This is a genomic window from Pseudomonas sp. SR18 (genome assembly GCF_023701505.1).
GTDB lineage: Bacteria > Pseudomonadota > Gammaproteobacteria > Pseudomonadales > Pseudomonadaceae > Aquipseudomonas > Aquipseudomonas cyclaminis.
This window is the reverse complement of record NZ_JAMQAU010000020.1, coordinates 15823-30602: the sequence shown is the minus strand read 5'-3', so window position 1 is coordinate 30602 and position 14780 is coordinate 15823. Positions and strand designations below refer to the sequence as shown.

The 14780-nt window shown below is 59.6% G+C and carries 16 protein-coding genes; 13 read left to right on the top strand and 3 right to left on the bottom strand.

Annotation, left to right across the window (positions count from 1 at the left end; genetic code table 11):
• The first annotated feature begins 184 nt into the window (after positions 1 to 184).
• The 10 genes from ffh (at position 185) to thrC (ending at position 9086) form a co-directional block, all read left to right on the top strand.
• Positions 185 to 1561: a signal recognition particle protein gene (gene ffh, locus NDJ82_RS23915; protein WP_003193965.1), complete on the top strand. Its 1377-nt coding sequence runs from the start codon at positions 185 to 187 to the stop codon at positions 1559 to 1561.
• Between the two features lie 250 nt (positions 1562 to 1811).
• The gene (gene rpsP, locus NDJ82_RS23910; protein WP_003238923.1) at positions 1812 to 2063 is read left to right on the top strand and encodes a 30S ribosomal protein S16; all 252 of its coding nucleotides are present in this window, start codon (positions 1812 to 1814) and stop codon (positions 2061 to 2063) included.
• Between the two features lie 5 nt (positions 2064 to 2068).
• The gene (gene rimM / locus NDJ82_RS23905; protein ID WP_099585574.1) at positions 2069 to 2605 is read left to right on the top strand and encodes a ribosome maturation factor RimM; all 537 of its coding nucleotides are present in this window, start codon (positions 2069 to 2071) and stop codon (positions 2603 to 2605) included.
• A complete protein-coding gene (gene trmD, locus NDJ82_RS23900) occupies positions 2587 to 3360 on the top strand; it encodes a tRNA (guanosine(37)-N1)-methyltransferase TrmD (RefSeq protein ID WP_024077235.1) in 774 nt (257 codons plus the stop codon). The genes rimM and trmD overlap by 19 nt, the downstream gene beginning before the upstream one ends.
• Before the next feature lie 45 nt (positions 3361 to 3405).
• Complete coding sequence (gene rplS / locus NDJ82_RS23895; protein ID WP_003175895.1) at positions 3406 to 3756, top strand: 50S ribosomal protein L19; 351 nt, start codon at positions 3406 to 3408, stop codon at positions 3754 to 3756.
• 82 nt (positions 3757 to 3838) lie between these two features.
• Positions 3839 to 4252, top strand: a complete 414-nt coding sequence (locus NDJ82_RS23890) for an acyl-CoA thioesterase (protein WP_250926422.1) — start codon at positions 3839 to 3841, stop codon at positions 4250 to 4252.
• Between the two features lie 151 nt (positions 4253 to 4403).
• A complete protein-coding gene (gene xerD, locus NDJ82_RS23885) occupies positions 4404 to 5300 on the top strand; it encodes a site-specific tyrosine recombinase XerD (RefSeq protein ID WP_191947311.1) in 897 nt (298 codons plus the stop codon).
• A 144-nt stretch (positions 5301 to 5444) separates the two neighbouring features.
• Positions 5445 to 6176, top strand: a complete 732-nt coding sequence (locus tag NDJ82_RS23880) for a thioredoxin fold domain-containing protein (protein WP_003175893.1) — start codon at positions 5445 to 5447, stop codon at positions 6174 to 6176.
• Positions 6177 to 6305: 129 nt separating this feature from the next.
• Positions 6306 to 7610, top strand: a complete 1305-nt coding sequence (locus tag NDJ82_RS23875; RefSeq protein ID WP_032890791.1) for a homoserine dehydrogenase — start codon at positions 6306 to 6308, stop codon at positions 7608 to 7610.
• A 66-nt stretch (positions 7611 to 7676) separates the two neighbouring features.
• A complete protein-coding gene (gene thrC / locus NDJ82_RS23870; RefSeq protein WP_032890793.1) occupies positions 7677 to 9086 on the top strand; it encodes a threonine synthase in 1410 nt (469 codons plus the stop codon).
• A gap of 86 nt (positions 9087 to 9172) precedes the next feature.
• Here thrC and NDJ82_RS23865 read toward each other — a convergent pair whose 3' ends face one another.
• Positions 9173 to 9376 carry a hypothetical protein gene (locus NDJ82_RS23865; protein ID WP_371929460.1) on the bottom strand — a complete coding sequence of 68 codons (204 nt, stop codon included), beginning with the start codon at positions 9374 to 9376 and terminating at the stop codon, positions 9173 to 9175.
• A gap of 310 nt (positions 9377 to 9686) precedes the next feature.
• On the opposite strand from NDJ82_RS23865, the gene NDJ82_RS23860 reads away from it, so the two are divergent.
• Positions 9687 to 9971 (top strand): DUF3509 domain-containing protein, encoded by a 285-nt coding sequence (locus tag NDJ82_RS23860; RefSeq protein ID WP_099585568.1) that lies wholly within the window; start codon positions 9687 to 9689, stop codon positions 9969 to 9971.
• A 170-nt stretch (positions 9972 to 10141) separates the two neighbouring features.
• On the opposite strand, the gene NDJ82_RS23855 is transcribed toward NDJ82_RS23860, so the two are convergent.
• Positions 10142 to 11011, bottom strand: a complete 870-nt coding sequence (locus NDJ82_RS23855; protein WP_250926421.1) for a TIGR02285 family protein — start codon at positions 11009 to 11011, stop codon at positions 10142 to 10144.
• A 16-nt stretch (positions 11012 to 11027) separates the two neighbouring features.
• Entirely contained in the window at positions 11028 to 12227 is a 1200-nt protein-coding gene (locus NDJ82_RS23850; protein ID WP_112196634.1) for a CaiB/BaiF CoA transferase family protein, read from the bottom strand.
• A gap of 147 nt (positions 12228 to 12374) precedes the next feature.
• Here NDJ82_RS23850 and NDJ82_RS23845 point away from each other — a divergent pair, with 147 nt between their 5' ends.
• Complete coding sequence (locus tag NDJ82_RS23845) at positions 12375 to 12917, top strand: YaeQ family protein (RefSeq protein ID WP_099585565.1); 543 nt, start codon at positions 12375 to 12377, stop codon at positions 12915 to 12917.
• A gap of 98 nt (positions 12918 to 13015) precedes the next feature.
• A complete protein-coding gene (gene recJ, locus NDJ82_RS23840) occupies positions 13016 to 14725 on the top strand; it encodes a single-stranded-DNA-specific exonuclease RecJ (protein ID WP_112196632.1) in 1710 nt (569 codons plus the stop codon).
• Positions 14726 to 14780: the final 55 nt, after the last annotated feature.

The following is a 14780-nucleotide window of genomic DNA, read 5'->3' as shown; positions in this document are numbered from 1 at the left end:
TTCCACGAAAGACTCCAGGACCAGACAGCGGGTGTGCATGGGCGCAGTCTTCGCTATAATCCGCGACCTGCCCACGCCGCAGGCTCGCCGAGCGCTGTTTTTAATAGCGATTTACCACAGCCTGGGCCGTCATTACCTCGGTCTACCAATGCATTTCGATGAATGGGGCCTGAAAGGATCGCGCATGTTTGAAAACTTGACTGACCGTCTCTCGCAGACGCTGCGCCACGTAACCGGCAAGGCCAAGCTGACCGAGGACAATATTAAAGACACCCTGCGTGAAGTACGCATGGCGTTGCTGGAAGCCGACGTGGCCCTGCCTGTGGTCAAGGACTTCGTCAACTCGGTCAAAGAGCGCGCAGTGGGCACCGAAGTGTCCCGCAGCCTGACGCCGGGCCAGGCTTTTGTGAAGATCGTCCAGGCCGAACTCGAAAGCCTGATGGGCGCTGCCAACGAAGACCTGAACCTCAGCGCCGTGCCACCGGCTGTCGTGCTGATGGCGGGCCTGCAGGGTGCGGGTAAAACCACCACCGCCGGCAAGCTGGCGCGCTTCCTTAAAGAGCGCAAGAAGAAGTCTGTCATGGTGGTGTCGGCCGACGTATACCGTCCGGCGGCCATTAAACAGTTGGAAATGCTGGCGGGCGAAGTCGGCGTGACCTTCTTCCCGTCCGACCTGAGCCAGAAGCCGGTCGACATTGCCAACGCGGCTATTAAAGAAGCCAAGCTCAAGTTCATTGATGTCGTGATCGTCGATACCGCCGGTCGCCTGCACATCGACGAAGAGATGATGGGCGAGATCAAGGCGTTGCATGCCGCGATCAACCCGGTCGAGACGCTGTTCGTGGTCGACGCCATGACCGGTCAGGATGCGGCCAACACCGCCAAGGCTTTCGGTGATGCACTGCCGCTGACCGGCGTGATCCTCACCAAGGTCGACGGCGACGCCCGTGGCGGTGCTGCGCTGTCGGTGCGTGCCATCACTGGCAAGCCGATCAAGTTCATCGGTATGGGCGAGAAGAGCGAAGCGCTCGAACCGTTCCATCCTGAGCGTATCGCCTCGCGTATCCTTGGCATGGGCGACGTACTCAGCCTGATCGAACAGGCCGAAGCGACCCTCGACAAGGACAAGGCCGATAAACTGGCCAAGAAGCTGAAGAAGGGCAAGGGCTTCGATCTCGAAGACTTCCGTGACCAGCTGCAACAAATGAAGAACATGGGCGGCCTCGGCGGCCTGATGGACAAGCTGCCGAATATCGGCGGTGTGAACCTGGCGCAAATGGGCAATGCCCAGGGCGCGGCAGAGAAGCAGTTCAAGCAGATGGAAGCCATCATCAACTCCATGACCCCGGCCGAGCGCCGCGACCCTGAGCTGATCAGCGGTTCGCGCAAACGTCGGATCGCCATGGGCTCCGGCACCCAGGTGCAGGACATCGGTCGCTTGATCAAGCAGCACAAGCAGATGCAGAAGATGATGAAGAAATTCTCCGCCAAAGGCGGAATGGCCAAGATGATGCGCGGCATGGGCGGTATGTTGCCCGGCGGCGGCATGCCGAAAATGTAAAGAATTCGAGCGGGGGCGTGCCCCTGCTCCGACCCACAGGGATGTGGGATCTCCAGCAAACCCGCCGTTGGCGGGGGCTGACCTGCCGTTTTAACCGACGGCTCTCTAGCAGATCTGAATGGCACGCTGATAGGCGCCAGAAAAAGACATTTGCAAAAGTCCGGATATTCCTTAGAATATGCGGCCTTTCGGGCACCTATGCCCGCTGTGCATTTAGATTTGCAGCACCGACTACAGGAACGATGTTCACATGCTAACAATCCGTCTTGCCCTTGGCGGCTCCAAAAAGCGCCCGTTTTACCACTTGACCGTAACTGACAGCCGCAACCCACGTGACGGCTCTCACAAGGAACAAGTAGGCTTCTTCAACCCGATCGCTCGTGGTCAAGAAGTCCGTCTGTCCGTGAACCAAGAGCGCGTAGCCTACTGGCTGAGCGTTGGTGCACAACCGTCTGAGCGTGTTGCTAAGTTGTTGAAGGACTCGGCTAAGGCCGCAGCCTGAGCAATATGAACGCGACGCCAGCTGTTGCTGATGATTTGATCGTTATCGGCAAGATTTATTCTGTTCATGGCGTTCGCGGCGAAGTGAAGGTGTATTCCTTTACTGATCCGACTGAAAACCTGTTGCAGTACAAAACCTGGACGCTCAGGCGCGAAGGGAGTGTGAAACAGGTCGAGCTGGTCAGCGGACGCGGGAGCGATAAGTTCCTGGTCGCGAAGCTCAAGGGTCTTGATGATCGTGAAGAAGCTCGTCTTCTGGCTGGTTATGAGATCTGCGTGCCGCGCAACCTGTTCCCTGAATTGACCGACGGCGAGTACTACTGGTACCAGCTGGAAGGTCTGAAGGTTATTGATCAACTCGGGCAATTGTTCGGGAAAATCGATCATCTTCTGGAAACCGGCGCCAATGATGTAATGGTGGTCAAGCCTTGCGCTGGCAGCCTGGATGATCGCGAACGCCTGCTGCCCTATACGGAGCAGTGTGTGTTGGCTATCGACCTGGTAGCGGGCGAGATGAAGGTGGAATGGGACGCGGACTTCTAAGCGTGGCTAATTTGCGCATTGAAGTGATCAGTTTGTTTCCCGAGATGTTTTCCGCCATCAGCGAGTACGGCATCACCAGTCGGGCGGTGAAACAGGGGCTCTTGCAGCTCACCTGTTGGAACCCGCGAGACTACACGACGGATCGACATCACACTGTGGACGATCGCCCATTTGGCGGTGGCCCGGGCATGGTGATGAAGATCAAGCCCCTGGAAGACGCGTTGGTTCAGGCCAAGGCAGCTGCCGGGGAGAAGGCGAAGGTAATTTACCTGTCCCCTCAAGGCCGTCAGCTGAAACAGGCGGCGGTGCGCGAACTGGCGAATGAGGAAGCATTAATCCTGATTGCCGGTCGCTATGAAGGCATTGACGAGCGATTTATTGAAGCTCATGTCGATGAAGAGTGGTCGATTGGGGACTATGTCCTGTCTGGCGGCGAGCTGCCGGCGATGGTCCTGATAGATGCGGTTACACGACTGCTGCCTGGAGCTTTAGGGCATGCGGACTCCGCGGAGGAAGATTCCTTCACGGACGGTTTGCTGGATTGCCCGCACTACACCCGACCGGAGGTGTATGCGGATCAGCGTGTTCCCGACGTATTGCTAAGTGGCAATCACGCACACATCCGGCGTTGGCGTTTACAGCAGTCCCTTGGTCGGACCTATGAACGACGCGCCGATCTTCTGGAAAGCCGCTCGCTTTCTGGAGAAGAGAAGAAGCTGCTCGAGGAATACATCCTCGCGCGGGACGATAGTTAACAACGTATCGATGGTAGGTCCATTGACTTACCTTAGGAGCACAGCATGACTAACAAAATCATCCTTGCACTCGAAGCAGAGCAGATGACCAAAGAGATCCCTACCTTTGCCCCGGGCGACACTATTGTCGTTCAGGTGAAAGTGAAGGAAGGCGACCGTTCGCGTCTGCAAGCGTTCGAAGGCGTGGTAATTGCCAAGCGTAACCGTGGTGTGAACAGTGCTTTCACTGTTCGTAAAATCTCCAACGGTGTTGGCGTAGAGCGTACTTTCCAGACCTACAGCCCGCAAATCGACAGCATGGCCGTCAAGCGTCGCGGTGACGTACGTAAAGCCAAGCTGTACTACCTGCGTGACCTGTCCGGTAAAGCAGCTCGCATCAAGGAAAAACTGGCTTAAGTCCAGCTTCCCGATGCAGAAAGAAGCAGCCTACGGGCTGCTTTTTTGTGCCTGAAATTTGTCCATTCCCCGGTATTTGTCCATGACCACCCGCCCCGAAGAAATCCAGCGTCGCACCGATCTGTCCGTGACCCACGTGACCAAGGCCGTATTCCCGCCCACCACCAACCACCACAACACCCTGTTCGGCGGCACCGCGTTGGCCTGGATGGATGAAGTGTCGTTCATCACCGCCACGCGCTTCTGTCGTTTGCCGTTGGTGACGGTCTCCACTGACCGCATCGACTTCAATCACGCGATCCCGGCGGGCTCTATCGTTGAACTCATCGGGCGGGTTATCAAGGTAGGGAACACCAGCCTCAAGGTGGAGGTTGAGGTGTTCGTTGAGAGCATGAGTGTCGATGGCCGCGAGAAGGCGATCCAGGGCGTATTCAGTTTTGTCGCGATTGATGCCGACAAGCGTCCGGTGCCGGTGTTGCCAGGGTTTGTTGACTGATTCAGACCGAGTCGCGGCCATCGGGGCAAGCCCCTCCCACATTTGATCTTTATCGGACACAAAATAGCGGGGGCGATACAAAACAAGTGTGGGAGTGGGCTTGCCCACGATAGGATCTAACAGACGCCACATTATTTTTGCCCGAGCCCTCATGCCTGCCATTGACCACCCCCTGATCGACCGCTTTCTTGATGCCCTCTGGCTGGAAAAGGGCCTGTCGGACAACACCCGTCAGGCCTACCGCAGCGACCTTGCCCTGTTCAACGGCTGGTTGCAGGATAAAAACCTTGAATTGATCAATGCTGGCCGCGAGCTGATCCTCGATCACTTGGCCTGGCGCCTGGAGCAGAATTACAAGCCGCGTTCCACTGCGCGATTCCTCTCCGGTGTACGTGGCTTCTATCGCTATCTGCTGCGGGAAAAACTCATCGCTCTGGACCCGACCCTGCAGGTCGATATGCCGCAGCTCGGTAGGCCTTTGCCCAAGTCCTTGTCGGAAGCCGACGTCGATGCTCTGCTTGCCGCGCCCGACCTCAGCGAGGCTATCGGCCAGCGCGACCGCGCCATGCTGGAAGTCTTGTATGCCTGTGGCCTGCGGGTCACCGAGTTGATCAGCCTGACGCTGGAGCAGGTCAACCTGCGTCAGGGCGTGCTGCGGGTGATGGGCAAGGGCAGCAAGGAGCGGCTGGTGCCGATGGGGGAGGAGGCGATTGTGTGGGTCGAGCGCTATATGCGCGATGCCCGTGGCGAGTTGCTCGGCGGCCGTCCCAGTGATGTGTTGTTCCCCAGCCAGCGCGGTGAGCAAATGACCCGCCAGACGTTCTGGCATCGCATTAAGCACCAGGCCAAGGTCGCGGGGATTGGCAAGAGCCTGTCGCCCCATACGTTACGCCATGCATTTGCCACCCATTTGCTCAACCACGGCGCGGATTTGCGCGTGGTGCAAATGCTGCTCGGGCACAGCGACTTATCCACCACCCAGATCTACACCCATGTGGCGCGCGCGCGATTGCAGGATATGCACGCCAAGCACCACCCACGAGGCTGAAAACCGCCAATTTATACCGCCACGGGCTGCCCTGCGGCCCAACTGTGGTAGGCTTTGCCGGTTAGCAAAGGTGACGGTGCCGGCCCGTGTCTACTGAGATCGCGGTGTTCCTTCCCGTCCCTGCATCTGCCTTCAGGAGTTCCCATGCGCTTGACCCAGATTATTGCCGCCGCAGCCATTGCGTTGGTTTCCACCTTTGCCGTCGCTGATGACGCTGCCGAGCAGACCATCCGCAAGAGCCTGGCCAACCTGCAGCTCGACACCCCGATCGAAAGCATCAGCGCCAGCCCGATGGCCGGCCTGTATGAAGTCAAGCTCAAGGGCAGCCGCGTGCTGTACGCCAGTGCGGACGGCCAGTACATCGTTCAGGGCTACCTGTTTCAGCTCAAGGACGGCAAGCCGGTCAACCTGACCGAGAAAGCCGAGCGTCTGGGCGTGTCCAAGCTGATCAATGGTATCCCAGTGGCTGAAACCGTGGTTTACCCGGCCATTGGCGAGACCAAGACCCACATCACGGTGTTCACCGACACCACCTGCCCGTACTGCCACAAGCTGCACGCCGAAGTGCCGGCGCTGAACAAGCTCGGTGTGGAAGTTCGCTACGTTGCGTTCCCGCGCCAGGGCCTGGGTTCGCCGGGTGACGAGCAGTTGCAAGCCGTATGGTGCTCGGCCGACAAGAAAGCGGCCATGGACAAGATGGTCGACGGCAAGGAAATCAAGGCTGCCAAGTGCGCCAATCCGGTCTCCAAGCAATTCGCCCTGGGCCAGTCCATCGGTGTGAACGGTACGCCGGCCATCGTTTTGGCTGACGGCCAGGTGATTCCGGGCTACCAGCCGGCACCACAAGTTGCCAAACTGGCGCTGAGTGCCAAATAAACCAGCATCGTCGAACCTTTGACGATCATGGCCCGTTGATAAGTCGACGGGCCATCAATTGAAAGCCGCAGTCGTGCGGCTGTTTTCCACGGCCGACCTTGCGTCGGCCGTTTCATGGGGAGTTCTTCAGTGAAACCGGTCAAAGTAGGCATCTGTGGGTTAGGGACCGTCGGTGGCGGCACCTTCAACGTACTTCAGCGTAATGCTGAAGAAATTTCCCGCCGTGCAGGGCGTGGGATTGAAGTGGCGCAAATTGCCACGCGTTCGCCAAAGCCTCAGTTCGAAACGACCGGTATTGCGATTACCAACGATGTCTTCGCCGTGGCCACCAACCCTGAGATCGATATCGTCATTGAGCTGGTGGGCGGCTACACCGTAGCCCGTGAGCTGGTGCTCAAGGCCATCGAGAACGGCAAGCACGTGGTCACTGCCAACAAGGCGCTGATCGCCGTGCACGGCAACGAGATCTTCGCCAAGGCCCGCGAGAAGGGCGTGATCGTGGCGTTCGAAGCCGCCGTGGCCGGTGGTATCCCGGTAATCAAGGCGATCCGTGAAGGCCTGTCCGCCAACCGTATCAACTGGGTGGCCGGCATCATCAACGGCACCGGTAACTTCATCCTTACCGAAATGCGCGAGAAGGGCCGTACCTTCGAAGACGTGCTGGCCGAAGCCCAGGCGCTGGGCTACGCCGAAGCCGACCCGACATTCGACGTGGAAGGCATCGATGCCGCCCACAAGCTGACCATCCTGGCGTCCATCGCCTTTGGTATCCCGCTGCAGTTCGACAAGGCCTACACCGAAGGCATCACCAAGCTGACTACCGCCGACGTGAACTACGCCGAAGCCCTGGGCTATCGCATCAAGCACCTCGGTGTAGCGCGCAGCACCCCGGCCGGTATCGAGCTGCGTGTGCACCCGACGCTGATCCCGGCTGATCGCCTGATCGCCAACGTCAACGGCGTGATGAACGCGGTGATGGTCAATGGTGATGCTGCCGGTTCCACGTTGTTCTACGGCGCCGGCGCCGGCATGGAGCCGACCGCTTCTTCGGTGATCGCCGACCTGGTGGACGTGGTTCGCGCCATGACCAGCGACCCGGAAAACCGCGTACCGCACCTGGCTTTTCAGCCGGATTCGCTGTCGGCCCACCCGATCCTGCCGATCGAAGCGTGCGAAAGCGCCTACTACCTGCGCATCCAGGCCAAGGATCATCCGGGCGTGTTGGCCCAGGTCGCCAGCATCCTGTCCGAGCGCGGTATCAACATCGAGTCGATCATGCAGAAGGAAGTCGAGGAGCAAAACGGCCAGGTGCCGATGATCCTGCTGACCCACCGCGTGCTTGAGCAGCACATCAACGATGCCATCACCGCGTTGGAAGCCTTGCAAGGCGTCGTCGGCCCGGTCGTGCGTATTCGTGTCGAACACCTGAACTAACCGATTGTTCCAGGGGCTCCGCGCGTTCGGCGGCCTCTGTTCGAGAATGTTTTAGAGGAGCCAGTCATGCGTTATATCAGTACCCGCGGCCAGGCACCGGCCCTGAATTTCGAAGACGTCCTGCTGGCAGGCCTTGCCACCGACGGCGGCCTGTATGTGCCGGAAAACCTGCCACGCTTCACCCAGGAAGAAATCGCCTCCTGGGCCGGCCTGCCGTACCACGAGCTGGCGTTCCGGGTGATGCGCCCGTTCGTCACCGGCAGCATTCCGGATGCGGATTTCAAGAAGATCCTGGAAGAAACCTACGGCGTGTTTTCCCACAGCGCCATCGCGCCGTTGCGCCAACTGAACGGCAACGAGTGGGTATTGGAGCTGTTCCACGGCCCGACCCTGGCGTTCAAGGACTTCGCCCTGCAACTGCTCGGTCGTTTGCTGGACTACGTGCTGGAGAAGCGCGGCGAGCGCGTGGTGATCATCGGCGCGACCTCCGGTGATACCGGCTCGGCGGCGATTGAAGGCTGCAAGCACTGCGAAAACGTCGACATCTTCATCCTGCACCCGCATAAGCGTGTGTCCGAAGTGCAGCGTCGCCAGATGACCACCATCTTTGGTGAGAACATCCACAACATCGCCATCGAAGGCAACTTCGACGACTGCCAGGAAATGGTCAAGAACAGCTTCGCTGACCAGAGCTTCCTGAAAGGCACACGTCTGGTTGCGGTGAACTCGATCAACTGGGCGCGGATCATGGCCCAGATCGTCTACTACTTCCACGCCTCCCTGCAGCTGGGCGGCCCGGCGCGCTCGGTGTCGTTCTCGGTGCCCACCGGCAACTTCGGCGACATCTTCGCCGGCTACCTGGCGCGCAACATGGGCCTGCCGATCAACCAGTTGATCGTCGCCACCAACCGCAACGACATCCTGCACCGCTTCATGAGCGGCAATCAGTACGTCAAGGAAACCCTGCACGCGACCCTGTCGCCGTCCATGGACATCATGGTTTCGTCGAACTTCGAGCGCCTGCTGTTCGACATGCACGGTCGCAACGGCTCGGCGATTGCCGGCTTGATGGACACCTTCAAGAGCGGTGGCGGTTTCAGCGTGGATGAAGAACGCTGGACCGAAACCCGCAAGCTCTTCGACTCCCTGGCCGTGGACGATGCTCAGACCTGCGAGACCATTGCCGAAGTCTATGCCCAGACCGGCGAGCTGCTCGACCCGCACACCGCCATCGGTGTGAAGGCCGCCCGCGAATGTCGTCGCAGCCTGGATATCCCGATGGTGATCCTGGGCACCGCCCACCCGGTCAAATTCCCCGAAGCGGTGGAGAAGGCTGGTGTTGGCAAAGCGCTGGAGCTGCCGGTGCACCTGACCGACCTGTTCGAACGTGAAGAGCGTTGCACGGTGTTGGCCAATGACTTGAAAGCCGTGCAGGCGTTTGTCAGCCAGCATGGCAACCGGGGCAAGCCGTTGTAAGGCAAACCGCGTACACAAAAACGCCGCTGTCCCTTCCTTGGGGCAGCGGCGTTTTTTGTTTTTGGCAGGCCCGATTAAACGACGGTCTACGTAAGCAGCTTATGTGCCAGGGCCATTACCGTACCTACGGCTGTGAAGAAGCCTATCGCGATGCCTACGGGGTACCAGAAGACTTCACGGGTTATCTTGTGGACTTCAGCGTTGAACTTGCGCTGTTCAGCATAGATACGTGATATATCTGCGTGAATTTTCTCGATCGAGGCTTGTTGTTCATTGTGTTCCAGCATCATGTTCATCCTTCGCAATAAGGGCCTTTTGATATGCGCTCTCGCCTGCGCGGCGCAGTGAAAAACACTCAACGCGTATAGGATTCGCTCTGCGCCCCGGCGTCGGCAAACCCCAAAACAGCCACTCATTGCGTAAGCACTTATGTGCGGCCGTTTTTTCGTTGTCATGTTGCAAGTGCATGCTGGTTCTCGTCATCCCCTGACGGGCCTATAAAGACGAAAAAGCGAACTTTCCTACGTAACAACCAGTCACTTAGGATAGATGCAGCTCCCGTTGAAACGATTGTTCCCGAACTATTGAGTGGTGATCGAGATGGAAAGTATCAGCCTATTGCTCGAAGAAGCACTGAGCCCTTATCAGGTTACGCTGACCACCGCGGGTGTTCAGGACGAGTGCTTGGTGACGGTGAAGAATCCTGCTGGCGCTATCGTCGTCGAGCGTGAAGTCGACCGCGCCCAATTGATGGATAAGCGCGTGCTGGTGGACGTAGTGGACTGCTTGCTGCGCGATATCAAAATCGCGGAAGGGCGCGTGGAGCCCTCGGTCATCGCGGCCTTGCGCAACGCTGCCCAGACCCGCAGCGCTGCCCGCGCATGAAGAATTGTTCACTGATGGAAACTTCCTACAGCATGGCCGGTCAGATTTTGTAACAGCAAGAGCAAACATTGTGCTCCGGTGTTTGTGGCTTGCTGTACTGGTCTTTGTTGGCCACGTTTAACCCCGAAGTGTCTCCCCACGCTTCGGGGTTTCTTTTTGCCCGCGATTTGTCAGGGCATGGGCGTGTCCTGATAGAACCGTGGGTGGTCGATCAGGTATTGCGCGCGTAGCGTCGGGTCGAGCCAGGCCGCGTAGGAGTGCAGCAGTTGAGCTTGGGGCAGTTCGCTCAACACTTGGTTGATGTGTTCAATCGCCTGGTGGCCCTGGGGCGTATTGGAGCAACCGATGTGAACACGCTGGTAGGGCATGGAGCCGGCAATGGGATAGAACGCCAATGTCAGCGGATCAATACCCTGGCGCAGGGCGTGATAGCGAATTTCAGTCCAGTAGCCCAGCACCGCTTCCAGACGCCCCAAGCGCTGCATTTGCAGCAGGCTGCCCAGTGCGTCGTTTCCGTAGTGCAGTACGCGGTTGTGTGCGTCCGTGTGCTCCAGCACGTCGTCGATGAACGCCCCGTAGCTGCGCTCGGCCACTACGCCCAGGCGTGCGTGTTTATCCAGCAGGAGCGCCGAGAGGTCGACCCGCTGCTGTGCGATAAACGGCGCGAGCACTTCACGGTGGTCCTGGCGTACCACCACGCCGTTGCTGACGATGGAAAAAGCCGGACGCGAATACACCACCCACTTGGCCCGCTCCGGCGTCCACAGCATGGTGGGGTCGCAGGTCAGGGCGGTTGTCTGCAGCATTTGCAGGCCGCGCGCGCGGTTGACGTGCAGAATCTTGTGCTGGTACTCGGGCAGGCGATCCATCAGCATCGGCAGCAATTCGTCGATGGCGCCCTGACCTTTTTGCGGGCCGTCGAAGATGATCATCGGCGGCAAGTCGCGGATCAGCCAGGTCAAGGTGTCCGCCGCCTGGGCTGGCAATGGCAGAAGTCCGAACAACGGTGCACAAAGGCCCAGCAGCCAACGAGGCGCCATTATCTTGAGTTGGCCATCAGATCGCCCCTTGCTCACGTAAACGGGTAATGGCCGCGGCGTCGTAGCCCAGTTCGTTGAGCAACACACTGTTGTGTTCGCCCAACTGCGGCCCGACCCACTCGCAACTGCCGGGAGTATCTGACAGCTTGGGCACGATGCCTGGCATTTTGAAGTCCTTGCCGCCTGGCAACCGGGCCTTGAGGAACATCTCTCGCGCCAGGAATTGCGGGTCACCCAGCATGTCCTCGGCACTGTAGATCCGACTGGCGGGCACCTCGGCCTTGTTCAGTCGCTCCACCACCTGTTCCAGTGACAGTGAGCTGACCCAGCGATCAATCACGCCATACAGCTCATCACGGCGGCCATCGCGGCCGTCATTGCTCGCCAACTGCGGGTCGTTCGCCAGGTCTTCACGGCCGATGGCGCTCATGAACCGTTTGAAGATCGCATCCCCATTGGCGCCGATCTGCACATGCTTGCCGTCCGCGCTGGTATGGATCGACGACGGCGTAATGCCGGGCATGATGTTGCCGGTGCGCTCGCGGATAAAGCCGAACACGTCGAACTCGGGGATCATGCTTTCCATCATGGCGAAGATGGCTTCATACAGTGCTACATCCACCACTTGCCCCACGCCGCCATTCACTTCGCGATGACGCAGCGCCATCAGCGCCCCGATCACTGCCCACAAAGCAGCGATAGAGTCGCCAATGGAAATCCCGGTGCGCACCGGCGGGCGGTCCTCGAAACCGGTGATGTAACGCAGCCCGCCCATGGATTCGCCCACGGCGCCAAAGCCCGGCTGATCCTTCATCGGCCCGGTCTGGCCAAAGCCCGAGAGCCGCACCATCACCAGTTTCGGGTTCAGCGCGTGCAGGGTTTCCCAGCTCAGGCCGAGCTTTTCCAGCACGCCGGGGCGAAAGTTCTCGATGAGGATGTCGGCGTCCGCCAGCAGTTGCTTGAGAATCGCCAGCCCGTCCGGATGCTTGAGGTTCAGCGTCAGGGATTTCTTGTTGCGCGCTTGTACGAACCACCACAGCGAGGTGCCCTCGTACAGCTTCCGCCATTTGCGCAGCGGGTCGCCGCCATCCGGGGATTCGACCTTGATCACCTCGGCGCCGAACTCCGCGCAGATACGCGAAGCGAACGGGCCGGCGATCAGGGTGCCGAGTTCGATGACTTTCAGGCCGGCAAGCGGTTTGGCATTAAACGACATGAGGATCCTTGGCTACGCAGAGCGGGTGTGTGAAGCCTTTTAACATAGGCGGGCGGCCAGGGATAAGCATGATGCAGCGCAGGATTCGTTGAATGGCCCCGCCATCGGTTAGACTGGCAGCCTTTCCCTGTCTCTAGAAGCCCGTTCATGGCCCAGCCGTCCACGACCTACAAATTCGAACTCAACCTCACTGACCTTGATCGTTCGGTGTACGAGAGCGTCAAACAGACCATCGCCCGTCACCCTTCGGAAACCGAAGAGCGCATGACCGTGCGCTTGCTGGCCTATGCCCTGTTTTACAACGAGCAATTGGCGTTCGGTCGTGGCTTGTCAGATGTAGACGAACCAGCCCTGTGGGAAAAAAGCCTGGATGATCGGGTTCTGCACTGGATCGAAGTCGGCCAGCCCGATGCTGATCGCCTGACCTGGTGTTCGCGTCGCACCGAACGCACCAGCCTACTGGCGTATGGCAGCCTGCGTGTGTGGGAAGGCAAAGTGGTGCCGGTGGCGAAAAACCTGAAGAACGTGCACATCGCCGCGGTGCCTCAGGAGATTCTGGAGACCCTGGCCAAGGACATGCCCCGCGTGATCAAGTGGGACGTGATGATCAGCGAAGGCACGATCTTCGTCACCGATGACCGTGGCCAGCATGAAGTGCAACTGCAATGGCTGGTTGGCGGACGCGATTGAAAAATGTGGGAGGGAGCAAGCCCCTTCCCACAGTGATTTGTGTTGTATGAAGAATTGTCGTTTAACCGTTGTATCCGCAGAGAAGTCATCACCCCCGTATGCGTATCGATCCTCGCCCGTTGCCCGCTGTCCTGCCATTCCTCGGCGATCTGCCGCCGCTGTTGACCCGTCTCTACGCCGCACGCGGTGTGCAGTCCGAGGCCGAGCTGGATAAAGGCCTCGCGCGGTTGATTCCCTATCAGCAGCTCAAGGGTATCGACGCGGCGGTCGATCTGCTGGTGACGGCCCTGGAGCAGCGCCAGCGCATCCTGATCGTTGGCGACTTCGACGCCGATGGCGCCACCGCCAGCACCGTGGGCACTTTGGGCCTGCGTTTGCTCGGTGCGGCCCATGTGGATTACCTGGTGCCCAACCGCTTCGAATACGGCTATGGCCTGACCCCGGAGATTGTCGCCGTGGCGTTGCAGCGCGAGCCGCAGTTGCTGATCACCGTGGACAACGGCATCTCCAGCGTCGAAGGCGTGGCGGCGGCGAAGGCGGCGGGGTTGCAGGTGTTGGTCACCGACCACCACTTGCCGGGTGATGAGTTGCCGGCGGCCGATGCCATCGTCAACCCGAATCAGCCGGGTTGTGAGTTTCCCAGCAAGGCCTTGGCTGGCGTGGGCGTGATCTTTTATGTGTTGATGGCCCTGCGCGCACGCCTGCGCGATATGGGTTGGTATGCGAACAAGCCGCAACCGAACATTGGCGATCTGCTTGATCTGGTCGCTCTGGGTAGCGTCGCCGACGTGGTGCCGCTGGACGCCAACAACCGCATCCTGGTGCATCAGGGCCTGGAGCGCATTCGTGCTGGTCGCGCTCGGCCGGGGATCAAGGCGATCCTGGAAGTGGCCAAGCGTGACGCCGCGCGCATCACCTCTACCGACCTGGGCTTTATCGTGGGGCCACGGCTCAATGCCGCCGGGCGCCTGGACGACATGAGCCTGGGTATCGAATGCCTGCTCACCACGGATTTCGCGGCGGCGCGGGAAATGGCAGCGCAACTGGACGGCATGAACCAGGACCGTAAATCCATCGAGCAAGGCATGCAGCGCGAGGCCCTGGCCCAGCTCAAGGACCTGCCGGTGGAATCGATGCCCTACGGTCTGTGCCTGTTCGACCCGGAATGGCACCAGGGCGTGATCGGCATCCTGGCTTCGCGCATGAAAGAGCGCTATTTCCGCCCGACCATCGCCTTCGCCGACGCCGGCGATGGCTTGCTCAAGGGCTCTGGGCGCTCTGTGCCGGGTTTTCACATCCGTGATGCCCTGGCGGTGGTCGCCAGCCAGCATCCCACCCTGATCGCCAAATACGGCGGCCACGCCATGGCGGCGGGACTGACATTGCCCGAGGCGAATTTCCCACTGTTTGCCGAAGCCTTTGATGCCGAAGTACGTCGGCAATTGCGAGAAGAAGACCTCACCGGACGCCTGCTGTCCGACGGCACCCTGGCGGTCGAGGAGTTCCACCTGGAGCTGGCCCGCGCCCTGCGGCACGCCGGGCCGTGGGGGCAACACTTTCCCGAGCCGTTGTTTCACGGTGTGTTCCAGCTGGTAGAACAGCGGGTGGTGGGTGAGCGGCACCTGAAGGTGGTGCTCAAGAGCGAATGTGGCTCAGTGAAGCTCGATGGCATTGCCTTTGGGGTGGACCGTGAGGTCTGGCCGAACCCGACCGTGCGCTGGGTGGAACTGGCCTACAAGCTGGATGTGAACGAGTTTCGTGGGAATGAAACCGTGCAACTGATGATTGCGCATATCGAGCCGCGCTGAATCTTACTGGCAATGCAAAACAAATGTGGGAGGGGGCTTGCCCCCTCCCACAGTT